General features: G+C 64.3%; 23 protein-coding genes. 12 read left to right on the top strand and 11 right to left on the bottom strand.

Going from position 1 to position 20,132, the window contains the following annotated elements; translation table 11 throughout:
• Nucleotides 1-76 precede the first annotated feature (76 nt).
• Nucleotides 77-2,740, top strand: a complete 2,664-nt coding sequence (gene mutS, locus C2862_RS08870; protein ID WP_136219765.1) for a DNA mismatch repair protein MutS — start codon at nucleotides 77-79, stop codon at nucleotides 2,738-2,740.
• The gene (locus C2862_RS08865) at nucleotides 2,740-3,690 is read left to right on the top strand and encodes a hypothetical protein (protein ID WP_136219764.1); all 951 of its coding nucleotides are present in this window, start codon (nucleotides 2,740-2,742) and stop codon (nucleotides 3,688-3,690) included. Before mutS ends, C2862_RS08865 begins: the two co-directional genes overlap by 1 nt.
• 110 nt (nucleotides 3,691-3,800) lie before the next feature.
• On the opposite strand, the gene C2862_RS08860 is transcribed toward C2862_RS08865, so the two are convergent.
• Nucleotides 3,801-4,349, bottom strand: a complete 549-nt coding sequence (locus tag C2862_RS08860; RefSeq protein ID WP_136219763.1) for a peptidylprolyl isomerase — start codon at nucleotides 4,347-4,349, stop codon at nucleotides 3,801-3,803.
• Nucleotides 4,350-4,439: 90 nt separating this feature from the next.
• Here C2862_RS08860 and C2862_RS08855 point away from each other — a divergent pair, with 90 nt between their 5' ends.
• From C2862_RS08855 to C2862_RS08845, 3 genes are all read left to right on the top strand, one after another.
• A complete protein-coding gene (locus C2862_RS08855) occupies nucleotides 4,440-5,561 on the top strand; it encodes a cupin domain-containing protein (RefSeq protein ID WP_136219762.1) in 1,122 nt (373 codons plus the stop codon).
• A gap of 3 nt (nucleotides 5,562-5,564) precedes the next feature.
• The gene (locus C2862_RS08850; protein WP_136219761.1) at nucleotides 5,565-6,044 is read left to right on the top strand and encodes a hypothetical protein; all 480 of its coding nucleotides are present in this window, start codon (nucleotides 5,565-5,567) and stop codon (nucleotides 6,042-6,044) included.
• Between the two features lie 268 nt (nucleotides 6,045-6,312).
• Nucleotides 6,313-6,603 carry a hypothetical protein gene (locus C2862_RS08845; protein WP_136219760.1) on the top strand — a complete coding sequence of 97 codons (291 nt, stop codon included), beginning with the start codon at nucleotides 6,313-6,315 and terminating at the stop codon, nucleotides 6,601-6,603.
• A 143-nt stretch (nucleotides 6,604-6,746) separates the two neighbouring features.
• On the opposite strand, the gene bamC is transcribed toward C2862_RS08845, so the two are convergent.
• The 7 genes from bamC to C2862_RS08810 all read right to left on the bottom strand — a co-directional run bounded on the left by bamC (nucleotide 6,747) and on the right by C2862_RS08810 (nucleotide 12,718).
• The gene (bamC, locus tag C2862_RS08840) at nucleotides 6,747-7,904 is read right to left on the bottom strand and encodes an outer membrane protein assembly factor BamC (RefSeq protein ID WP_136219759.1); all 1,158 of its coding nucleotides are present in this window, start codon (nucleotides 7,902-7,904) and stop codon (nucleotides 6,747-6,749) included.
• Between the two features lie 50 nt (nucleotides 7,905-7,954).
• Entirely contained in the window at nucleotides 7,955-8,833 is an 879-nt protein-coding gene (gene dapA / locus C2862_RS08835; protein WP_136219758.1) for a 4-hydroxy-tetrahydrodipicolinate synthase, read from the bottom strand.
• A gap of 61 nt (nucleotides 8,834-8,894) precedes the next feature.
• Complete coding sequence (locus C2862_RS08830; protein ID WP_136219757.1) at nucleotides 8,895-9,464, bottom strand: bifunctional 2-polyprenyl-6-hydroxyphenol methylase/3-demethylubiquinol 3-O-methyltransferase UbiG; 570 nt, start codon at nucleotides 9,462-9,464, stop codon at nucleotides 8,895-8,897.
• A complete protein-coding gene (locus C2862_RS08825) occupies nucleotides 9,464-10,117 on the bottom strand; it encodes a site-2 protease family protein (RefSeq protein ID WP_136219756.1) in 654 nt (217 codons plus the stop codon). The genes C2862_RS08830 and C2862_RS08825 overlap by 1 nt, the downstream gene beginning before the upstream one ends.
• 57 nt (nucleotides 10,118-10,174) lie before the next feature.
• Nucleotides 10,175-10,798 carry an L-threonylcarbamoyladenylate synthase gene (locus tag C2862_RS08820; protein WP_136219755.1) on the bottom strand — a complete coding sequence of 208 codons (624 nt, stop codon included), beginning with the start codon at nucleotides 10,796-10,798 and terminating at the stop codon, nucleotides 10,175-10,177.
• On the bottom strand, nucleotides 10,799-11,698 hold the full coding sequence (gene htpX / locus C2862_RS08815; RefSeq protein ID WP_136219754.1) for a protease HtpX: 900 nt from the start codon (nucleotides 11,696-11,698) through the stop codon (nucleotides 10,799-10,801).
• 186 nt (nucleotides 11,699-11,884) lie between these two features.
• Complete coding sequence (locus C2862_RS08810) at nucleotides 11,885-12,718, bottom strand: 3',5'-nucleoside bisphosphate phosphatase (protein WP_136219753.1); 834 nt, start codon at nucleotides 12,716-12,718, stop codon at nucleotides 11,885-11,887.
• Nucleotides 12,719-12,839: 121 nt separating this feature from the next.
• On the opposite strand from C2862_RS08810, the gene C2862_RS08805 reads away from it, so the two are divergent.
• The 3 genes from C2862_RS08805 to map all read left to right on the top strand — a co-directional run bounded on the left by C2862_RS08805 (nucleotide 12,840) and on the right by map (nucleotide 14,318).
• Nucleotides 12,840-13,238, top strand: coding sequence for a GFA family protein (locus C2862_RS08805; protein WP_136219752.1), 399 nt, complete (start codon nucleotides 12,840-12,842; stop codon nucleotides 13,236-13,238).
• A gap of 105 nt (nucleotides 13,239-13,343) precedes the next feature.
• Complete coding sequence (locus C2862_RS08800; RefSeq protein WP_136219751.1) at nucleotides 13,344-13,550, top strand: ParD-like family protein; 207 nt, start codon at nucleotides 13,344-13,346, stop codon at nucleotides 13,548-13,550.
• Nucleotides 13,551-14,318, top strand: coding sequence for a type I methionyl aminopeptidase (gene map / locus C2862_RS08795; RefSeq protein ID WP_136219750.1), 768 nt, complete (start codon nucleotides 13,551-13,553; stop codon nucleotides 14,316-14,318). It begins immediately after the preceding gene.
• Here map and C2862_RS08790 read toward each other — a convergent pair.
• Nucleotides 14,315-15,196: an alpha/beta fold hydrolase gene (locus C2862_RS08790; RefSeq protein WP_136219749.1), complete on the bottom strand. Its 882-nt coding sequence runs from the start codon at nucleotides 15,194-15,196 to the stop codon at nucleotides 14,315-14,317. The two genes, map and C2862_RS08790, sit on opposite strands and share 4 nt — an antisense overlap.
• Before the next feature lie 164 nt (nucleotides 15,197-15,360).
• On the opposite strand from C2862_RS08790, the gene C2862_RS08785 reads away from it, so the two are divergent.
• From C2862_RS08785 to C2862_RS08775, 3 genes are read left to right on the top strand one after another with little or no spacing between them, the layout of a single operon-like run.
• The gene (locus tag C2862_RS08785; RefSeq protein WP_136219748.1) at nucleotides 15,361-15,885 is read left to right on the top strand and encodes a gamma carbonic anhydrase family protein; all 525 of its coding nucleotides are present in this window, start codon (nucleotides 15,361-15,363) and stop codon (nucleotides 15,883-15,885) included.
• A gap of 3 nt (nucleotides 15,886-15,888) precedes the next feature.
• Entirely contained in the window at nucleotides 15,889-16,845 is a 957-nt protein-coding gene (gene hslO / locus C2862_RS08780) for an Hsp33 family molecular chaperone HslO (RefSeq protein ID WP_136219747.1), read from the top strand.
• Between the two features lie 17 nt (nucleotides 16,846-16,862).
• Entirely contained in the window at nucleotides 16,863-17,291 is a 429-nt protein-coding gene (locus C2862_RS08775) for a thioesterase family protein (RefSeq protein ID WP_210735930.1), read from the top strand.
• Here the strand turns inward: C2862_RS08775 and C2862_RS08770 are convergent.
• Nucleotides 17,288-17,593 (bottom strand): hypothetical protein, encoded by a 306-nt coding sequence (locus tag C2862_RS08770; protein ID WP_136219746.1) that lies wholly within the window; start codon nucleotides 17,591-17,593, stop codon nucleotides 17,288-17,290. The genes C2862_RS08775 and C2862_RS08770 overlap by 4 nt on opposite strands.
• 193 nt (nucleotides 17,594-17,786) lie before the next feature.
• Here C2862_RS08770 and C2862_RS08765 point away from each other — a divergent pair, with 193 nt between their 5' ends.
• Nucleotides 17,787-18,293: a Dps family protein gene (locus C2862_RS08765; RefSeq protein ID WP_136219745.1), complete on the top strand. Its 507-nt coding sequence runs from the start codon at nucleotides 17,787-17,789 to the stop codon at nucleotides 18,291-18,293.
• A gap of 34 nt (nucleotides 18,294-18,327) precedes the next feature.
• Here C2862_RS08765 and C2862_RS08760 read toward each other — a convergent pair whose 3' ends face one another.
• Nucleotides 18,328-19,956 (bottom strand): methyl-accepting chemotaxis protein, encoded by a 1,629-nt coding sequence (locus C2862_RS08760; RefSeq protein WP_136219744.1) that lies wholly within the window; start codon nucleotides 19,954-19,956, stop codon nucleotides 18,328-18,330.
• Nucleotides 19,957-20,132 lie beyond the last annotated feature (176 nt).

Below are 20,132 nucleotides of genomic sequence, written 5' to 3'. Positions count from 1 at the left end.
GCTGCTGCCCAGCCGATGGTTGTAAAATGGCGGTCTTGGCTCGGCTGTTCGCCCGGCCTTACCGAATTCAACAGAAATGACCACCGTTCCCACCGAAATCAATGCCGCCGCCGCACGTGCAACGTCGGAAAAAGTGACGCCCATGATGCAGCAGTACCTACGCATCAAGGCCGATTACCCCACCATGCTGGTGTTCTACCGCATGGGCGACTTCTACGAGCTGTTCTTCGAGGATGCCGAGAAGGCCGCACGCATCCTCGGCATCACCCTGACCGCGCGCGGCTCCAACGGCGGCAATCCGATCAAGATGGCGGGCGTGCCCTTCCACTCGCTGGATCCCTACCTGGCCAAGCTGGTCAAGCTGGGCGAGTCCTGCGCGATCTGCGAACAGATCGGCGATCCGGCCCTGTCCAAGGGCCCGGTCGAGCGCAAGGTGGTGCGCGTGGTCACGCCCGGCACGCTGACCGATTCCGACCTGCTGCCCGAAAAGGCCGAACGCTCGCTGCTGGCCCTGTGCACCGTCTCCCAGCGCAAGTCCGCCACCGTCGGCCTGGCCTGGCTGTCGCTGGCCAGCGGCGCGCTGCGCCTGATGGAATTCTCCGGCGACGAACGCACGGTGGCGTCGCGCCTGGCGCAGGAACTGGAGCGTATTTCTCCGGCCGAGATCCTGCGCGCCGACGACGGCGACCTGTTCGAGGACAACCCCGTCGCCCACACGCAGCGCGTGCCGGAATGGCATTTCGACGTGGTGAAAGGCCACAAGGCCCTGCTCGAACAGCTGGGTGTGGCCACCCTCACCGGCTTCGGCGCCGACGGCCTCGGCGCCGCTTTCGGCGCGGCCGGCGCGCTGCTGCGTTATGCGCAATCGACGCAAGGACGCGGCCTGCAGCACGTGAAGAGTCTCGCGGTGGAGTCCGAAAACGAATTCATCGGCCTCGACGCCGCCACCCGCCGCAACCTGGAGCTGACGGAAACCATCCGCGGCCAGGAAGCGCCGACCCTGTTTTCCCTGCTCGACGGCTGCCGCACCGCGATGGGTTCGCGCATGCTGCGCCACTGGCTGCACCATGCGCGCCGCGACCAGGCAGTCGCCCGTTCGCGCCACGAGGCGATCGAAGCGCTGGCGCAAGCCGATGCAGCAGGCGGCCTGTCCGCCACGCTGAACGACGTGCCCGACATCGAGCGCATCACCACGCGCATCGCGTTGCTATCGGTGCGCCCGCGCGACCTGGCCAGCCTGCGCGACGGCCTCAAGCAGTTGCCAGAACTGCGCCGCCAGCTGGCGCGCTGCTTCATCCCAGGCGACTCCTGCCTGCTGCGCGAACTGCACGAAGCGATCGATACGCCGGTGCCCTGTCTCGACCTCCTGCAGCGCGCGGTGGCCGAGGAGCCGAGCGCGATGGTGCGCGACGGCGGCGTGTTCGCGCGCGGCTTCGACGCCGAACTCGACGAGCTGCGCGCGCTATCCGAGAACGCCGGCCAGTTCCTGGTCGACCTCGAAACACGCGAACGCGCCCGCACCGGCATCGCCAACCTGCGTGTCGAATACAACAAGGTGCACGGCTTTTATATCGAGGTCACCAACGGCCAGACCGACAAAGTCCCCGACGATTACCGCCGCCGCCAAACCTTGAAAAACTGCGAGCGCTACATCACGCCGGAACTGAAGGCCTTCGAGGACAAGGCGCTGTCGGCCCAGGACAAGGCCCTGGTGCGCGAAAAAGCCCTGTACGACGAGCTGCTGGCCTGCCTGGCGCCGCACATCGGCGAGCTGCAGACGATTGCCCAGGGCCTGGCCCAGGTCGATACCCTGGTCGCGCTGGCCAGCCACGCGATGCGCCACAACTGGTGCGCACCAACACTGGTCGACGCGCCCTGCCTGAACATCGTCGAGGGCCGCCATCCGGTCGTCGAAAAACAGATCGAACGCTTCATCGCCAACGACTGCCGGCTCTCCAACGAGCGCCGCCTGCTCTTGATTACCGGCCCGAACATGGGCGGTAAATCGACCTTCATGCGCCAGACCGCGCTGATCGTGCTGCTGGCCTATGTGGGCAGCTACGTTCCCGCTACCAGCGCCACCATCGGCCCGATCGACCGCATCTTCACCCGTATCGGCGCCAACGACGACCTGGCCGGCGGCCGTTCGACCTTCATGGTCGAGATGACCGAATCGGCCGCGATCCTGAACGGCGCCACCGAGCATTCGCTGGTGCTGATGGACGAAGTCGGACGCGGCACCTCGACGTTCGATGGCCTGGCGCTGGCCTGGGCCATCGCGCGGCACCTGATCGACATCAGCCGCAGTTTTACCCTGTTCGCGACCCACTATTTCGAACTGACCCAGCTGCCGGAAAGCCACCCGAGCGCGGCCAACGTGCACCTGTCGGCGGTCGAGCACAAGGACACCATCGTGTTCCTGCACGCGGTGCAGGACGGGCCGGCGTCGCAAAGCTACGGCTTGCAGGTGGCGCAGCTGGCGGGCGTGCCCCCAAGCGTGATCAAGGCCGCGCGCAAGCACTTGGCGCGGCTCGAATCGCAGGCGCTGGATGCGACGCCGCAGCGCGACCTGTTCGCACAGCCGCTTGACGAGCCCGAGCTGGAAGCCGAGGCGCCGCAGCCGGAGGTCGCAGCTGTGCCGCCCGCGCTGCTGGCCGCCCTCGACGACCTCGATCCGGACGCCCTGAGCCCGCGCGAGGCGCTCGAGCGCCTGTACGAACTGAAGCGCCTCGCCGCCTGATGTACAGTCCGCGGCTCGTCCTCGCCACCGCCCTGTGCGCCCTGCTGTCGGCGCCGCTGCAGGCCACAGCGCGTGACGGACGCGAGACGCATGACGCCCACCGCTTCGGCGTCATCGGCCACAGCTTCGACAAGCCGGGCGACGAGCATTTCAGGAAGGCGCTGGCGCGCACCAACGACAAGTCGCTCTCCTTTGTCGTCGTCACCGGCATCAAGGCGGCGGGCGAGCCTTGCGGCGACAAGCTGTACCAGGAAAGGCGCGAACTGGTCGAGAAAGCCAAACGCCCCATGATCGTGCTGCCGGCCGGTAGCGACTGGACCGAGTGCCGCAACTCGGCCGGCCGCACCAACGCGATCGAGCGTCTGAACCGGCTGCGCGAGCTGTTCCACGGCGATCCGCAATCGCTGGGCGTCAAAAAGCTGGCGCTGACCCGTCTCTCGACCAGCCCGCGTTTTCGCAGCTATGCCGAGAACGCCCACTGGACGGTGGACTCGGTGCTCTACGCCACCGTCAACCTCCCCGCCAACAACAACCACTACCTGGCCGCGGCCGGGCGCAACAGCGAGTACGAAGACCGGCTGGTGGCGACCCGCTTCTGGCTGAACCGCCTGTTCGCGCTGGCGCGCGGCGACAAGGTCGATGCGATCGTGCTGTTCACCGAGGGCGATGTGAAACCGCTGGCCGAGCCGACCGGCCTGCGCTCGCTGCTGCGGCGCGCCCCAAGCACGCAGGACGGCTTCGCGGCCACGCGCAAGCAGCTGCAGGCGCTGGCCCAGAAATTCGACGGCAAGGTGCTGCTGGTGGACAGCGCGGCGCTGCCGAAGAAGGCGCATCCACGCATCGAGTGGCGCGACAACATCGGGCACGTGTCGGTGGGAGGCGAGGCGGTCGAGATCAAGGTGACGCCGGGGGAGAAGGCCTTATTTACCGTGAAGGACGCGGGGGAGTAATCGTCGGAACAAGGTGGGCACGGGGCGCCCACCCTACAAATGCCGCAGCCGTAGGGTGGGCGCCCCGTGCCCACCAAATGCAAAACGGGGACCAAGGTCCCCGATTCTATTTAATGCAGCGGCTGGCTACGGAAATGATCGCCCGGCTCGCTGTCGTCGCCGCCTTCGTCTTCACCGTGGTGGTGACCGTGGGCGCCGTGCACGTGGCCGTGGGCGATCTCTTCGTCGGTCGCGGCGCGTACGTCGACCACCGAAAGTTCGAAGCGCAGGGCCATGCCGGCCAGCGGGTGGTTGCCGTCGAGGACGACCTTGTCGTCGGCGATTTCGGTGACGGTGAAGATCATCGGCTCTTCGTCCGGCGCGCCGTCGGCCATGCCTTCGAACTGCATGCCGACTTCGAGCGGCTCCGGCAGGCGCTTGCGGTCTTCGACCTTGACCAGCTCGGCGTCGTAGTCGCCGAACGCGTCGTCCGGTTCGACCTGCAGCTGCGAGGTGAAGCCGACTTCCTTGCCGTCGAGGTGCTCTTCGATCTTCGGCAGGGTGTTCTCGTAGCCGCCGTGCAGGTACACCATCGGCTGTGCGCCTTCTTCGATCAGGTTGTTCTGGGCATCCGACAGCTTGTAGTTCACCGTCACGACCGTATTCTTCGCAATCTTCATCGCACTTCCTTTCGTTGTAAGGAGCGGATTATACCCTTCCTCCGCTGCCGCCCGCGCTGCTACGCCATGCCGGGCTGGTTATAATGATGCATGAAAAAATTACAGCTCCTCGGGAACATTACCCCTGCCCAATTCCTGCGCGATTACTGGCACAAGAAGCCCCTGTTGATCCGCAACGCCATCCCCGGTTTCAAGCCCTTACTCACCTTCTCGAAGCTGGCTGAAGCCGCCACGAAAAACCACGTCGAATCGCGCCTGGTGACGCTCAGCGACGGCCAATGGGACATGCAGCACGGCCCATTGACCGAACTGCCGCCGCGCACCCAGCGCGAGTGGACCATGCTGGTGCAAGGCGTCAACCTGTTCGACGAAAAAGCCGACGCCCTCCTGCGCGAGTTCCGCTTCCTGCCCGATGCACGCCTGGACGACCTGATGGTCAGCTACGCCACCGATGGCGGCGGCGTCGGTCCCCACTTCGATTCCTACGACGTGTTCCTGCTGCAGGCGCACGGCAAGCGACGCTGGAAGATCAGCGCCCAGCAAGACCTTTCCCTGGTCGAAGGCCTGCCGCTGAAGATCCTGTCGAACTTTACCCCGGAACAAGAATTTGTGCTGGAACCGGGCGACATGTTGTACCTGCCCCCGCACTATGCCCACGACGGCATCGCCGAAGGCGAGTGCATGACGTATTCGATCGGCTTCCGCTCCCCTTCGTTCCAGGAAATCGGCGAAGCCTTCCTGCAGTTCATGGCCGACTCGATCGACCTGCCCGGCCGTTATGCCGACCCGGAGCTGCAGCCCGCGAAGAACCCGGCCGAGATCCCGCGCGAGATGCTGACGTCCATCACCGAGGAACTCAACAAGGTGCGCTGGGACGAGGAAGACGTGACCGTTTTCTTCGGCGAGTACATGTCCGAGCCGAAGCACAACGTGTTCTTCACGCCGCCTGCCAAGCCGCTCACCGTCGGCCGCTTCATGGAAACGGCCGCCAAGCGCGGCCTGAAGCTGTCGGCAAAGACCCTGATGCTCTACCGCGGCAAGCACGTCTTCATCAACGGCGAATCCTTCGCGGTCAGCCGTGCGGACAAGATTGTCCTCGACGTGCTGGCCAACGAGCGCCGCCTGACGGGCGAACAGCTGGCGCAAGGCTCGGACGACGTGCTGGAAGCGCTGTACACCTGGTACAGCGACGGCTGGGTCGAACTGGGCTGAATCGTGAACGAGCCGGCCATCGCCCGTTTCGATACGCGCCGCGAGCTCGAGGCGCACTGGTACGCGCTGCTGGCGCGGGCGCAGGGCCGGCTCGACCTGTTCGATCCCGATTTCGCGGTCTGGCCGCTGGGCTCGCCAGATACCGAGGCGCGCCTGCGCGCCTTCCTGCACGCCGGCGGCAGCCTGCGCCTGGCGCTGCACGATAGCAGGCACATCGAGCGCGCCTGTCCGCGTTTCCTGCGCGCCGTACGCGACTACAGCCACCGGGTGGAGTGCCGCCAGACGCCGCGCTCGCTGCGCCACTTGAGCGACTCGTTCGCACTTGCCGACGGCCTGCACGTGGTGCGCCGCTTCCATTGCGACCACCTGCGTGGCGAAGCGGCATTCGACGCGCCGGCGGAAGTCGAATTGCCCGCGCACCGCTTTGAAGCGCTGTGGGAAGAGTCGGTTTTAACGCTGGCGCCGACGATCACGGGGCTGTAAATTAGAGGTATGTCAACACACGCAAACTAATCTTGATGTTTGTAGCATCTTGTAACAAAATGAAGCTTATTAATTCACAAAATACTTCCATTTTGGCATGTGTTTTCTATTGCGATTCAGTAAATTTGGCTATAATATCGGGTTAGGAAGGTTCCGTTGTCTATCAGGCACTGTTACCAGTATGAAAGTACACGAGAATTCCAACGAGCGATAATTACCGGTAATTATTCATCGCAACAACAAGTACTTACTTAATTAAGGAAAAACCATGAAAAAATCCCTGCTGATCGTTTCCCTGATGGCCGTTGCTCTGGCTGCTTGCTCGAAGAAAGAAGAAGCTGCTACCACCACCCCAGCTGCTGTTGAAGCACCTGCTGCAACCACCACCACCACCACCGACGCTGCTGCTCCAGCTGCTACCACCACCACCGACGCAGCTGCTACCACCCCAGCCGCTGACGCTGCTGCTGCTGCCGCTACCGCTTCGGCTGCTGCTTCGGAAGCCGCTTCGGCTGCTTCGACCGCTGCTGACGCTGCTGCTGACGCTGCTAAGAAGTAATCAGATCTTTTCTGATTTGAGAACCGGCCTTCGGGCCGGTTTTTTTTCGTTTAGGGTTTTGTAGTTGTAGGGTGGGCATTCATGCCCACCCTACAACGACGAAAAAAAACCGGCCGAGGCCGGTTTTTCTTATTCGAAGCCGATTACTTCAGCTCTTCGTTCAACAGCGACAGGATCTTCTTGCCGGTCGGCGTCGCATCCGGTGCACCGGTACCATCCTGCACGGTCACGCTGCTCACGCTGGCGTTCGGCTCGGCCTTGACCAGCACGCGGTAGCGCTGGGCTTCCTTGTCCTTGTCCGAACCGCCGAAGATGCGCGAGAAGAAGCCGCCCTTGTTCGAACCGTCCGGATCGACGTATCGCACGAAGTAGATGCCCTGCACGCGGTCGCGGTCTTCGACGGTGAAGCCGACGCGATCGAGCGCCAGGCCGACACGGCGCCAGGCGCGATCGAAACCTTCGTCGACTTCGACGCGGTCGCCCAGCAGCTTGGCGTGCTGCGGCGCGACGACGGCGTTGGCGACCGTGGTCTCGGCAGCCGCGACCTGGGCCGGCTCGGTGGCGCCGGTCAGGCGCGCCACCAGGCGCGCCAGGAACTGGGCTTCCAGGGCCGGATCGTTCGGACGCACGGTCCAGGTGGTGGTTTCCTTCTGGGCGCCGGTCAGGACTTCCTCGGCGCCGCGGTGGCTGATGTAGATCTCGGTCGAACCGTCCGGCAGGCGCTCGAGGCGGGTGCGGAACTTGTCGCGCTCGCCGGTCGAGTAGGCGCGGTCGAACACGCGGCCGAGGGTGTTGCGCAGGAAGTCCTGCGGGATCTTCGAGCGGTTCTCGTTCCACTCGGTTTCCATGATGCCGGTCTGGGTCGATTCGACGGCCAGGTTGAAGCCGGCGTCCTGCCAGAACTGGCGCACCTGCGGCCAGAGCTGTTCAGGCGTCTGCTTGACCACCAGCCAGCGCTGGTCGCCGGCGCGTTCGACACGCACGGCATCGGTCGCGATCGGGCCGACGACCGCGCTGCCGGCGGCCGGAATGACGGCCGAACCCGCCTGCGCAGCGGCACCCTGCTGCATGCCGGAGGCCGTGGCGACGCCGCGGGCGTCCGGCACGGCGTAACGATTTTCCTTCTGGAGCTGGGTCAGGTCCGGCGGCACGTCGAGCGGTGCAGCCTTCTTGGACGACTTGTAGTCCACCTTGTCGGATTCGAAAACGGTGGTGCATGCGGCCATGCTCAGCGCCATTGCGCCCACGGCCAGCACGCGCAGAGGCGTGGAAAGAGAGGTCGTCTTGTTGCTTTTAGTCATATCGTATTTCGGATCGATTAACGGATCGGTGAACCGGAAGGCCATCGGGATTACTGGACCAGGCCGGCAGCGCGCAGGGCGCCGCGGACGGTGTCGTGGAACGGCTCGGACAGCGGTGCGAGCGGCAGGCGCAGGCCGGACGGCATCTTGCCCATCTCGGCCAGGGCCCACTTCACCGGCACCGGGTTCGGCTCGACGAAGAGCTTGGCATGCAGGTCGAGCACGCGGTTGTTGATCTCGACCGCGCGCTTGACGTCGCCCGCCATGGCCGCGACGCACAGTTCGTGCATGGCGCGCGGCGCGACGTTCGCGGTCACCGAGATATTGCCGGCGCCGCCGCAGAACATCAGGGTCATCGCGGTCGGATCGTCGCCCGAGTAGACGGCGAAGGACTTGTCGACCATGCGCAGCAGTTCGATGCCACGGCCGATGTTGCCGGTCGCATCCTTCACGCCGACGATGTTCGGAATCGTCGACAGGCGCGCGATGGTCTCGTTGCTCATGTCGGCAACCGTACGGCCCGGGACGTTGTACAGGATCACCGGCAGGTCGACCGCTTCGGCGATCGCCTTGAAGTGGCGATACATGCCCTCTTGCGTCGGACGGTTGTAGTAAGGAACGACCTGGAGCGAGGCGTCGGCGCCGACTTCCTTGGCGGCCCGGGTCAGTGCGATGGCTTCCGCGGTCGAGTTGCCGCCGCTGCCGGCGATGACGGGAATGCGGCCGGCGACGTGGTCGACCGTCAGCTTGATCAATTCGACGTGCTCTTCCGGGGTGACGGTGGCGGATTCGCCGGTGGTGCCGACGATCACGATGCCGTCGGTGCCCTCTTCCACGTGCCAGTCGATCAGTTTGCGCAGGCCATCCTTGTCGAGGCTGCCGTCTTCGAACATCGGCGTGACGATTGCTACAATGCTGCCCTTAATCATAATCAGTGGAACGTGCCAAGAAATAAAAATCTGATTGTAGCGGATCGTCCGCCAATATGGTTCATTCCCGACCAACTAAATGGTCGAGCTTTACCTCGGTTTGCAGGAAGGCCTGCCCTGCGGCGCATAGCCTTTGCACCCGCGCCGGCTTCGGCTCGGCGATCACGCCGTCCTCGAAAGCCAGCACCCGCAGGCCGCCCTGGGCCGCCATCTCCAGCAGTTCGCCCGGACGCAGCAGGAAGGCCGGATTCGACGGCTTTCCATAGATTTCGTTGCCGAGCGCAAAGGTTTCGTAGATCAGCACGCCGTTCGGCGCCAGGCTCTTCACCAGGTCGGCCAGCAGCGGCCGGTGCAGGTAATTCGTGACGACGATGCCGGCGAAACGGCCCGCCTCGAAGGGCCAGCGCGCGCCCGCTTCTTCCAGGTCCGTTTGCAGGGTCGCGATGCCGGGACCGGCCGCCGCTGCCAGCGCCTGCGGATCGCGGTCGACCGCCAGCACCGGGTGGCCAAGCTGCGCAAACAGGCGCGCGTGGCGGCCGCTGCCGCAGGCGAGGTCGAGGACTTCGCCGGCCGGCACGCTGGCGGCGAAGCGGCGTACCCAGGAAGACGGGTTGTCGAGCGGTGCGTGCATCAGGTCAGCAGCATCGTGATGGGCGAGGCGAGCAGCTTCACCGCCTGGCCGCCGATCCACATGAGCGGCTGCACCCAGAACGACAACACGCCGAAGTACAGCAGCGCCAGCAGGATGAAGAAGCCATAGGGCTCGATCTTGGCGAACTTGAAGGCGAGCCGGTTCGGCAGCATGCTGGTCAGCACGCGCCCGCCGTCCAGCGGCGGCAAGGGGAACAGGTTGAACGCGAAGATCAGCAGGTTCGTGACCACGCCTGCCTGCGCCACCTTGTGCGGAAATTCCTCGTCCACGTTCAGGGCGATCAGCAGGACGGCGAAGATCAGCCACATCAAGGCCATGATGAAGTTGGCGGCGGGACCCGCCAGCGCCACCCAGGCCATGTCGCGCTTCGGATTGCGCAGGTTGCCGAACTGGACGGGTACCGGTTTGGCGTAGCCGAACACAAAACCCGACATCAGGTACAGGGCGATCGGGATGATGATGGTCCCGAACAGATCGACGTGCGACAGGGGGTTGAGCGTCATGCGCCCCTGCGCATAGGCCGTGTTGTCGCCGAAATAGCGGGCGGCATACGCATGGGCGGCTTCGTGCAGGGTGATCGCGAAAAGAACGGGCAGCGCATAGACTGCGATGTTGCGAATGATTTCATCCATAAGGGAGCGATTCTAGCAGAGCCGGACTCGACAGCCCGGCTCCTTGTGAGAGGCCTGTTACAGGCCGAAGGCAGCCGGGTCGCCGCGTCCCTCGCGCACGAGCACGGGTTCGGAGCCGGTGAGATCGACGATCGTGGTCGGTTCCAGCGTGCCGGCGCCGCCGTCGATCACCAGCTCGATCTGCTTTTCCAGGCGCTCGCGCACCTCGTCCGGATCGGACAGCATGTGCTCGTCGCCCGGCAGCTGCAGCGTGGTGCCGATCAGCGGCTCGCCCAGTTCCTCGAGCAGGGCCAGCGTGATCAGGTTTTCCGGCACGCGCAGGCCGATCGTCTTGCGCGACGGGTGCGACAGGCGCCGCGGCACCTCTTTCGTCGCTTCCAGGATCACGGTGTACGGCCCCGGCATGGTCGCCTTCAGCAGGCGATATTGCACGTTGTCGACGCGCGCGTACTGGGCGATCTCCGAGAGATCCCGGCACAGCATGGTCAGGTGGTGCTTGTCGTCGATGCCGCGCACGCGGCGCAGTTTTTCCACCGCCCCCTTGTCGTCGAGCTGGCAGACCAGCGCATAAGCCGAGTCGGTCGGCAAGGCGACGACGCCGCCGGAGCGGATGATCTGCGCCGCCTGCGCGATCAACCGCTTCTGCGGGTTTTCGGAGTGGATGTGGAAGAACTGGCCCATTCAATATGCTCCCTGCGAAGTTGACCTGAGTGCTTGCAATGCCGCGATGCGCTCTTCCATCGGCGGGTGAGTCGAAAACAGCGCGCCCCAGCCGCCGCCACCGCCGGAAATGCCCGAGGCGCTCATCGACGAAGGCAAGGCGCCCGGCTGCAGGCCACCCAGGCGGGCCAGCGCGTTCTGCATCGGCACCGTGCTGCCCAGCAAGTTGGCCGAACCGGCATCGGCGCGGAATTCGCGCTGGCGCGAGAACCAGGCGACGATGATCGAGGCCACCAGGCCGAACACGATTTCGCACACGAACACGGTCACCATGTAGCCGATGCCGGGACCGCGGTCCTCGTTCCCACGCAGCAGGACCTTGTCGACAAAGAAGCCGACCACGCGCGCCAGGAACACGACGAAGGTGTTCACCACTCCCTGGATCAGGGTCAGCGTGACCATGTCGCCGTTGGCGATGTGCGCCACCTCATGGCCGAGCACGGCCTCGACTTCGTCGCGGTTCATGCCTTGCAGCAGGCCGGTGGAGACGGCGACCAGCGCCGAGTTTTTAAAGGCGCCGGTGGCGAAGGCGTTCGGTTCGCCCTCGTAGACGGCCACTTCGGGCATGCCGATGCCGGCGCGGTCGGCCAGCTGGCGTACGGTATTCACGAGCCAGAGTTCGGTCGAGTTCTGCGGCTGCTCGATGACGCGCGCGCCGGTCGACCACTTGGCCATCGGTTTGCTCATCAGGAGCGAGATGATCGAGCCGGTGAAGCCGACGACCAGGGAGAACACGGCCAGCGCGCCGACATTGATTCCTTCCGCGCTCACCGCCCGCCCAACCCCGAGCAGGTTCAGGACGACCGTCAGCACCAGCACAACCGCGAGGTTGGTGGCAAGGAACAACACGATGCGCTTCATGGGGATGCCTCCGGGGCAGGAACGAATTAACAGGCTGCCAAGATAAGGCTGCGAAGTGGAAAATTCAAGGGCGCGGGGCTTATGGCCGGCTTAAACTTGGTGGGCACGGGGCGCCCACCCTACAACCTGAATACCGCGACACGCGGAACAGGCGTAGGGTGGGCGCCCCGTGCCCACCATGCGCAATTAAAACCAGTCGTGCCAGACGGGCGTGACGTTCGCCGGCAGCGGCGGCAAGGCATCGAACTCCACCCTTGCTTCCCCCGGCGCATGAAAATCCGTCCCGCGCGAAGCAAGAAAACCGTAGCGCCGCGCCACCTCGGCATAGGTCGCGTACTGGTCCGGCGTATGGCTGCCGGTCACGACCTCGATCGCATTCCCGCCGAGCTGGCGGAACTCTTCGAACAGCGCATCTTCCGCCGTCTGCGAAAATTTATAACGCCCCGGATGCGCGATCACGGGCACGCCACCGGCGCTGCGGATCCAGCTCATCGCCTCCGGCAGCGAGGCCCAGCGGTGCGGCACGTAGCCCGGCTTGCCTTCGGTGAGGAAGCGCTTGAAGACCTCGGTGGTCGTGGAACACTTGCCGCATTCGACCAGGTAGCGCGCGAAGTGGGTGCGCGAGAGCAGGTCCGGGTTGCCGACGTATTTCAGGGCGCCCTCATAGGCGTCCGGAATGCCGGCTTCTTCCAGTTGCGCGGCAATTTCCCGTCCGCGCGCATCGCGGCCGGCGCGGGTCTTGGCCAAGCCGGCCAGCAGCTCGGGATTGTCCTCGTCGACCTGCAGGCCGACCAGGTGCACGGTCTGGTTGGCCCAGGTCACGGAAATCTCGACGCCGGGCACGAAGCGCATGCCCTGCTCCTGCGCCGCCATCCGCGCCCGCTTGATACCGCCGACCTCGTCGTGGTCGGTCAGGCCCCAGACGTCGACACCGCCTTTGCGCGCATAGGCGGCCAGGGGCTCGGGCGCGAGGACGCCGTCGGAGACATTGGAGTGGCAGTGCAGATCGACTTTCAACATGGTAAGTACGCGCATTTTCCGGACGAGCAAACATTGTACGCCGCATTGGCGCGGGCGGCGACGCCGTCCGCTCCCGTTGCGCGCAATGGTAGAGTTGGCATTTTCCTCACTACATTAGGCCATGAAGACTGTCCACGGCAGCTGCCACTGCGGCGCGATCCGTTATGAAGCCGACCTCGACCTTGCCGCCGGCACCATCAAGTGCAATTGCTCGATCTGCACAAAGATGCGCTTCTGGGCCGTGCAGGTGCCGAGCAGCGCCTTTCGCCTGCTGGCAGGCGGCGAGGCGCTGAGCGAATACCGTTTTCACCTGAAACGCGACGGCCACTGTTTTTGCCGGCGTTGCGGCATCAATGTCTTCTCGACCGGCCATTCGGCGCGCCTCGGCGATTTTCATGCGATTACGGTGGCGAGCCTGGACGACGTACCGGTGGAAGAGCTGATTGCGGCGCCGGTACGCTATTTTGACGGGCGTAACGACGAATGGGAAATTCCGCCCGCGGAAATCCGCCATTTGTAACCTGCAAATATTCTTTGCATCCCTGGCCCGGGATGCAAATATTCTTTGCACAGCCACCAATATGAATATATGATCCATATACGTTTCGTATATGGAGAATACATCATGGGCATCGTGAATATCGACGAGGAACTGCACGATCAACTGCGCAAGGCCAGTGTTGTCGGCTGCCGCTCGATCAACGCGCAGGCGGCCTTCTGGATCCGCATCGGCATGCTGGCCGAAATGAACCCGACCGTGCCGTTCAATGAGCTCGTCGCACGCGAGCTGAGGGCCGCAGGCGTCGTGCCGCAATCCATCAGGGCCGCTTAGATGACCAAGCGCCCCGAGGAAATCGCCCTGCTGGCCGAATCGGGCCGTCTGCTGGCAGCCGTGTTCAGCCACCTCGACACCCTGGACCTGATCGGCATGTCGACCATGGAAGTCAACGACCGGGTCGAGCGCATGATCGTCGACACGTTGCGTGCGCGGCCCGCCAGCAAGGGCCAGTACGGGTACGCCTACGCGCTGAACTCCTCGCGCAACCAGGTCGTGTGCCACGGCGTGCCTTCCACCGACGAGCTTCTGCAAGACGGCGACATCGTCAACTTCGACATCACGCTGGAAAAGAACGGCTATATCGCCGACTCCAGCAAGACCTATCTGGTCGGCCAGGTGTCGACGCCGGCCAAGCGCCTGGTGCAGGTGACTTACGAGGCCATGTGGAAGGGAATCAAGGCGGTACGGCCGGGCGCGCGCCTGGGCGACGTCGGCCACGCGATCGAACGCCATGCGCGGCGCCACGGCTATTCGGTCGTGCGCGAATACTGCGGACACGGCATCGGCCGCGAGATGCACGAGCCGCCCCAGGTCCTGCATTGGGGCAAGCCGCAAACGGGATTGATGCTGCGCGAAGGCATGGTCTTCACCATCGAGCCCATGTTGAACCAGGGCCGCCACGCGGTGCGTACCGAGGACGACGGCTGGACCGTCGTCACCTGCGACGGTCAGCTGTCGGCGCAGTTCGAGCACACGGTCGCCGTTACCCGCCATGGGGTGCGCGTGCTGACCCTGCGCCCGGAAGAGCAGATGGCGACTTAAGGTTTGGCCAGGAAAGCCTCGATCAGCTGCGCCAATACGGCTGGCTGATCGTGGTGCACCATATGCCCCGCGTCGGGCACGATGTGCGGCTCGACCGACGCCATGTAGGCCAGGCGCCGATCGACTTCGGCGCGCATCTCTTCCTGCGGTCCCATCCAGCGCCACATCTCCGTCTGCGCCGCTTCGATCCAAAGCACGGGCGCCGTGATCCGCTTCCACATCGCGATCATCTGCTCCAGCTGGTAGAGCAAGGGCCCGCTCATCTTGTGCGCCGGATCGCCCAGGATTTCGTATTCGCCGGCATCGTTCTGCGCCGACCAGTGCTGGGCCAGGAAGGCCGCGCGCTCGCCAGGCAGGCGCGGATTGGTCTTCTGCAAGCGCCCCGCCACCTCTTCCAGGCTGGCGTAGCTGCGCATCACGGGCGGATTGCGCAGCTCTTCCAGCCACTTGGCGATGCGTTTCGGCGCCTGCTCGGGCTTCGCGCCCATCAGTCCGATGCCCTCTAAATTGATCAGCTTTTTGACACGTTCTGGACGCACGCCCGCATACATGCTGACGATGTTGCCGCCCATGCTGTGACCCAGCAGATTGACCGGTTCGTCCGGCGAATAGTGCTCGAGCAAGGCGTCGAGGTCGGCCACGTAGTCCGGGAACCAGTAGGTATCCGAATGGCTGCGCTCGGAGAGGCCGAAGCCGCGCCAATCGTTGGCGATCACGTGCCAGTCGCCTTGCAGGTGATCGACGACGAACTGGAAGGAGGCCGACATGTCCATCCAGCCATGCGACATGAACAGTTTCGGGGCGCCCTCGCGGCCCCAGTGGCGCACGTGGGTGCGCAAGCCGCGGATGGTGAGAAATTCGGAACGGGAAGGTGTCATGGCTGAGAGTGGGCGAAGAAAAAAAGTACGATCGTTCGGATTATACCCATGCCCTTGTATTCCTGCCGGCTATCCCCATTTTGGGCTGATCGCGACGACGTGTAACGGAAGGCGGACGCTAGGGCGTAAAATAGCCTTATTTCAACCCTTCCGCGAGCACATCCATGGCGATTTACCAGTTGGGCGAGCATGCCCCCGAGATCGATGCGTCGGCTTTCGTGGCCGATTCCGCCAACCTGATCGGCAAAGTGACCCTGGAGGCGAACGCCTCGGTGTGGTTCGGGGTCACGATTCGCGGCGACAACGAGCGCATCACGATCGGTGAAAACAGCAACGTCCAGGAAGGCACGGTGATGCACACCGACATGGGCTACCCGCTTACCCTCGGCAAGGGCGTGACGGTCGGCCACCAGGCGATGCTGCATGGCTGCACGGTGGGCGACGGCTCGCTGATCGGCATCCAGGCCGTGATCCTGAACGGCGCAAAGATCGGCAAAGGCTGCCTGGTCGGCGCCGGCGCCTTGGTAACCGAAGGAAAAGAGTTCCCGGATAACTCGCTGATACTGGGTTCGCCCGCGAAAGTGGTGCGAACGCTCACGGAAGAAGACCTGCTGCGCCTGCAAGGCAACGCCGCCAGTTACGTGGCGCGCGGCCAGCTGTTCAAGGCGCAGCTCAAGCAAATCGGATAGACAATGACGACAACGGACACCAAGGACACCCTGCAGAAATTCATCTTCGACAACGCCGCCGTGCGCGGCGAACTGGTCGAGATTTCCGACACCTGGCGCGAGATCCAGGCCCGCCACGGCTACCCGAAAGCCGTGCGCTCGATGCTGGGCGAAATGGTGGCCGCCGCCGCCCTGCTGTCGGCCAACCTGAAGTTCAACGGCTCGATCGTGATGCAGATCCACGGCGACGGTCCGGTGCGCCTGATGGTGGTCGAGTGCGACGCCGAGCTGCGCATCCGCGCCACGGCCAAGCTGGCACCTGATGCCGAGGTGGCCGACGACGCCAGCCTGCGTGAGTTGCTGAATGCGACCGGCCACGGCCGCTTCGTGATCACGCTCGATCCGCTCGACAAAGTGCCGGGCCAGCAGCCCTACCAGGGCATCGTCCCGCTCGACGGCGAGAGCATGGCGACCGTCATCGAAAACTACATGCTGCGTTCCGAGCAGATGGACACGCGCCTGTGGCTGGCGGCCGACGACAAGGTCTCGCGCGGCCTGCTGCTGCAAAAGCTGCCGCGCCACAGCGGAAAGGACGACCAGACCGTCCAGGCTTCCGAAGAAGAAGACCTGGAAACCTGGAACCGCGCCGTCATGCTCGGCAGCACGCTGAAGCAGGAAGAGCTGCTCAGCACGGATATCGAAACCCTGCTGAACCGCCTGTTCTGGGAAGAGACGATTCGCGTGTTCGATCCGCAGCACCCGCAGTTCCACTGCAGCTGCACCCGCGAGAAGGTCGGCAACATGCTCAAGATGCTGGGCCAGCCGGAAGTCGAGTCGGCACTGGCGGACCTCGGCGAACTGGGCATCAACTGCGACTTCTGCGGCAAGCACTACGCCTTCGACAAGGTCGATTGCGCGCAGCTGTTCGCAACCACTACCACCGCCGACGCGCTGACGCCGGCTGCCGACGTAAAACACTAAACGAGAGACTGTCGACGATGCGTGACACGCCCCGCTCCGCCTTCCCCCACCTGCTGGCCTTGCCCACGCGCTGGATGGACAACGACAGCTACGGGCATGTCAACAACGTCAACTACTACAGCTTCTTCGACACCGCGGTCAATCGCTTCCTGATCGACCGCGGCGTGCTCGACATCCACCAGGACGAGGTCGTCGGCTTCGTGGTCGAGACCAGCTGCTCCTACTTCAGCTCGATCTCCTTCCCTGACCTGATCCATGTCGGCGTGCGCGTGGCCAAGCTCGGCAATTCGAGCGTGCGCTACGAACTGGCCCTGTTCCGCAACGACGAGCCCCTGCCCTCGGCAGCCGGGCATTTCGTGCACGTCTATGTCGATCGCCGCAGCAACAAGTCGGTGCCGATCCCGCAGGCCGTGCGGGACGTATTGGCGAGCCTGCAGAGTTCTTAAGCGCGCAGGTGCGCGATTTCCACCGAACCGTTCTCGTCGAAGATCGGTGAGCTCGACGCCAGGCGCACGGCTTCGTCGAAGTCGGCGGCGCCGATCACGCAATAACCCGACATCGCGCTGCTGCTGATCTTGGGACCGAGCAGCCGGCTCGGCACCTCGACGCTGCCATGGCTGAGGGCACCGCGATCCAGCAGCGCTCCTCCCAGTTCGCTGAACCACGCATCCCAGCGCGCCGGTTCATGCCGCGGACCTTCCGACTCCCCGATGGTCGCACCCCGAAACACGATCAGAAACCTGTCCATGCCGCTTCTCCCGTAGGCTGTGTGTACACACCCGACCGTAGCACAAGCCCTGCCGCGCTGACGCACGCTCGACTGTCCCGGATTTGAAACGGGGCACCGTGCTACAGCATTATTGGGGCGATGCTAAGCTGTTGCATTGTTGGCAGTGTTGTCATTTCCGCAAAACACTGCCTCTTACTACAGGAGAAATGCAATGCACATGGATACTGGAATCAGCACCGAAGACCGCGCGAAAATCGTCGAATCGCTCTCGACCGTCCTGGCCGATGCCTTCATGGTCTACCTGAAGACCCACAATTTCCACTGGAACGTCACCGGGCCGATGTTCTCGACCCTGCACGTGATGTTCGAGGAACAGTACACGGAACAGTGGAATGCGCTGGACGAGATCGCCGAGCGAATCCGCGCGCTGGGCCACTTTGCACCGGCCACCTCCAAGCGCTACGTCGAGCTGTCGAACATCTCGGAAGAGCCGGAAGTGCTGTCGGCCAAGGAAATGATCCGCCAGCTGGTCGACGGCAACGAAGTCCTGGTGCGCACGATGCGCGAAGCGGTCAAGGTCGCCGACGACCTGGACGACTTCCCGACCGCCGACATGCTGACCACCCGCATGGAAGTGCACGAGAAGAACGCCTGGATGCTGCGCTCCTTCCTCGAACAGGGCGCCGGATCGATGCAGGGCGAGGCTTCCTCGGACTGAGTTAGCCCCTGAAGGCTGCAACGAGAAGCAGCTTTTACGTAGCCGCGGCGCGGCGCGCGGACGCCAGCACCGGACGTGCGCGCGCCGGCGTCGGCGCCTGCACGACCGGGCGGCCGGCAAGGCGGAAGTGGGACACCAGCTGTTCCAGGTGCGCAGACTGCTCCTGCATGCTGGCCGCCGCTGCGGCCGCCTCTTCGACCAATGCGGCGTTCTGCTGGGTCGTCTGGTCCATCTGCAGGATCGCCTCGTTGACCTGGTCGATGCCGATGCTCTGCTCGCGGCTGGCGGCCGTGATCTCGGCCATGATGCTGGTCACGCGGGCGACACTGGCGACAACCTCGCCGATGGTGGCGCCGGCCTGCTGAACCAGGTTCGTTCCGGTGTCGACCTGTGCCACCGAATCCCCGATCAAGCCCTTGATTTCCTTGGCGGCCGTCGCCGAACGCTGCGCCAGGTTGCGCACTTCGCTGGCGACGACGGCGAAGCCGCGTCCCTGCTCGCCGGCGCGCGCCGCCTCCACCGCCGCGTTCAGGGCCAGGATATTAGTCTGGAACGCGATCGCATCGATGACGCCGATGATGTCCACGATCTTGCGCGAGGCCGAATCGATCGCGCCCATGGTGTCGACCACCTGGCCGACGATCTCGCCGCCGCGCGCCGCGACCTGCGAGGCATCCTGCGCCAGGCGGTTCGCCTGGGTTGCGCTCTCGGCGTTCTGGCGCACCGTCGCCGTCAACTCCTCCATCGAGGACGCGGTTTCCTCGAGCGCGCCGGCCTGCTGTTCGGTACGGCTCGACAGGTCGAGGTTGCCGCTGGCGATCTCGGTCGAGGCGCCGGCAATCGCGCGGGTGCCGTGCTGCACTTCGGAGACGACCTGCGTCAGGCCCTCGTTCATCGACTGCATCGCGCGCAGCAGGTCGCCGACCTCGTCGCCGCGCTGGCGCTCGAAGCGATGGGTCAGGTCGCCGCCGGCAACGGCTTCGGCTGCCTGCACCGCCTCCTGCAGCGGACGCGTGATCGAGCGCGTGATCGCCACCGCGGCCAGGGCGCCCAGCACCAGCATCAGGCCGTTGAGCAGCAGCGACAGGCTGGCGCGCCGTTCGTAGTCCGTGCGGATGGCCGCGGTCATCTGGTCGATGGTCGCACGCTGCAGGGCCAGCAGGTCCTGCAGGGCCGCCGAATAGGCTTGCGCCGCCGGCTCGAAGCCTTCCGTGTAGAGGCGCTCGGCGCCGGCCGCGTCGCCCGCCTTTTTCGCATCCATCACCTGCACTTTCAAGGCCTGGTATTTGGCGCGCAGCGATTTGATGTTCTCCAGCCTGCGCTTCTCGTCGTCCGAAGTCAGCAGCGGCTCGATCTGCTTGATCAGCTCGGTCGAGGTGCTCACGCTGTCGGCGATCGTCTTGGCGAACACGGTGCTGAGGGTGGTATCGGTGCTGCGCGCGATCAGCGAGGTGCGGGCGATCGCGGAATAGGTCATGGTATTCCAGCTGGAAGCAAGGCGTTCCTTGGTAAGCGGCACGGCCATCATTTCCTCGGTGGCCCGGGCGCTGGCACGGGCCGCGTACAGGGCCGACGTGGTGGCGATGGTGGCAAGGATCAGGATCAGCGCGAAGGCCAGCGTCAGCCGGGTGCCGATGCGCATGTGTTGGAAGAATCGGTTCATGGGTCTTTGTCTCGTTATGATTGCTTATTGAAACCCAGCGGTGGGCCGCTGTAGGACTTATCTTACGGAAACAAATATAACCCTAAGAAAAGTCAATACGCCATTTCTTGACGGAAATTCCAACACATCATGCGTTTTGGTTGCCAGTCCGCAACAAGGCAGAGGCGTAGCGACGG

This window comes from Massilia sp. Mn16-1_5 (assembly GCF_004798585.1).
Lineage (GTDB): Bacteria > Pseudomonadota > Gammaproteobacteria > Burkholderiales > Burkholderiaceae_D > Telluria.
The sequence above is the reverse complement of the archived record's forward strand: the minus strand, read 5'-3'. Positions and strand labels throughout refer to the sequence as shown.

What these genes read in the sequence shown, in the direction of transcription:
- C2862_RS08760 (WP_136219744.1), bottom strand. Translation starts at nt 19,956, where the DNA reads ATGAACCGATTCTTCCAACACATGCGCATCGGCACCCGGCTGACGCTG.
- C2862_RS08790 (WP_136219749.1), bottom strand. Translation starts at nt 15,196, where the DNA reads ATGACACCTTCCCGTTCCGAATTTCTCACCATCCGCGGCTTGCGCACC.
- C2862_RS08765 (WP_136219745.1), top strand. Translation starts at nt 17,787, where the DNA reads ATGCACATGGATACTGGAATCAGCACCGAAGACCGCGCGAAAATCGTC.
- C2862_RS08830 (WP_136219757.1), bottom strand. Translation starts at nt 9,464, where the DNA reads ATGCACGCACCGCTCGACAACCCGTCTTCCTGGGTACGCCGCTTCGCC.
- C2862_RS08865 (WP_136219764.1), top strand. Translation starts at nt 2,740, where the DNA reads ATGTACAGTCCGCGGCTCGTCCTCGCCACCGCCCTGTGCGCCCTGCTG.
- C2862_RS08785 (WP_136219748.1), top strand. Translation starts at nt 15,361, where the DNA reads ATGGCGATTTACCAGTTGGGCGAGCATGCCCCCGAGATCGATGCGTCG.
- hslO (WP_136219747.1), top strand. Translation starts at nt 15,889, where the DNA reads ATGACGACAACGGACACCAAGGACACCCTGCAGAAATTCATCTTCGAC.
- C2862_RS08855 (WP_136219762.1), top strand. Translation starts at nt 4,440, where the DNA reads ATGAAAAAATTACAGCTCCTCGGGAACATTACCCCTGCCCAATTCCTG.
- C2862_RS08825 (WP_136219756.1), bottom strand. Translation starts at nt 10,117, where the DNA reads ATGGATGAAATCATTCGCAACATCGCAGTCTATGCGCTGCCCGTTCTT.
- bamC (WP_136219759.1), bottom strand. Translation starts at nt 7,904, where the DNA reads ATGACTAAAAGCAACAAGACGACCTCTCTTTCCACGCCTCTGCGCGTG.
- map (WP_136219750.1), top strand. Translation starts at nt 13,551, where the DNA reads ATGACCAAGCGCCCCGAGGAAATCGCCCTGCTGGCCGAATCGGGCCGT.
- C2862_RS08860 (WP_136219763.1), bottom strand. Translation starts at nt 4,349, where the DNA reads ATGAAGATTGCGAAGAATACGGTCGTGACGGTGAACTACAAGCTGTCG.
- C2862_RS08820 (WP_136219755.1), bottom strand. Translation starts at nt 10,798, where the DNA reads ATGGGCCAGTTCTTCCACATCCACTCCGAAAACCCGCAGAAGCGGTTG.
- C2862_RS08810 (WP_136219753.1), bottom strand. Translation starts at nt 12,718, where the DNA reads ATGTTGAAAGTCGATCTGCACTGCCACTCCAATGTCTCCGACGGCGTC.
- mutS (WP_136219765.1), top strand. Translation starts at nt 77, where the DNA reads ATGACCACCGTTCCCACCGAAATCAATGCCGCCGCCGCACGTGCAACG.
- C2862_RS08800 (WP_136219751.1), top strand. Translation starts at nt 13,344, where the DNA reads ATGGGCATCGTGAATATCGACGAGGAACTGCACGATCAACTGCGCAAG.
- C2862_RS08845 (WP_136219760.1), top strand. Translation starts at nt 6,313, where the DNA reads ATGAAAAAATCCCTGCTGATCGTTTCCCTGATGGCCGTTGCTCTGGCT.
- C2862_RS08770 (WP_136219746.1), bottom strand. Translation starts at nt 17,593, where the DNA reads ATGGACAGGTTTCTGATCGTGTTTCGGGGTGCGACCATCGGGGAGTCG.
- C2862_RS08805 (WP_136219752.1), top strand. Translation starts at nt 12,840, where the DNA reads ATGAAGACTGTCCACGGCAGCTGCCACTGCGGCGCGATCCGTTATGAA.
- dapA (WP_136219758.1), bottom strand. Translation starts at nt 8,833, where the DNA reads ATGATTAAGGGCAGCATTGTAGCAATCGTCACGCCGATGTTCGAAGAC.
- htpX (WP_136219754.1), bottom strand. Translation starts at nt 11,698, where the DNA reads ATGAAGCGCATCGTGTTGTTCCTTGCCACCAACCTCGCGGTTGTGCTG.
- C2862_RS08775 (WP_210735930.1), top strand. Translation starts at nt 16,863, where the DNA reads ATGCGTGACACGCCCCGCTCCGCCTTCCCCCACCTGCTGGCCTTGCCC.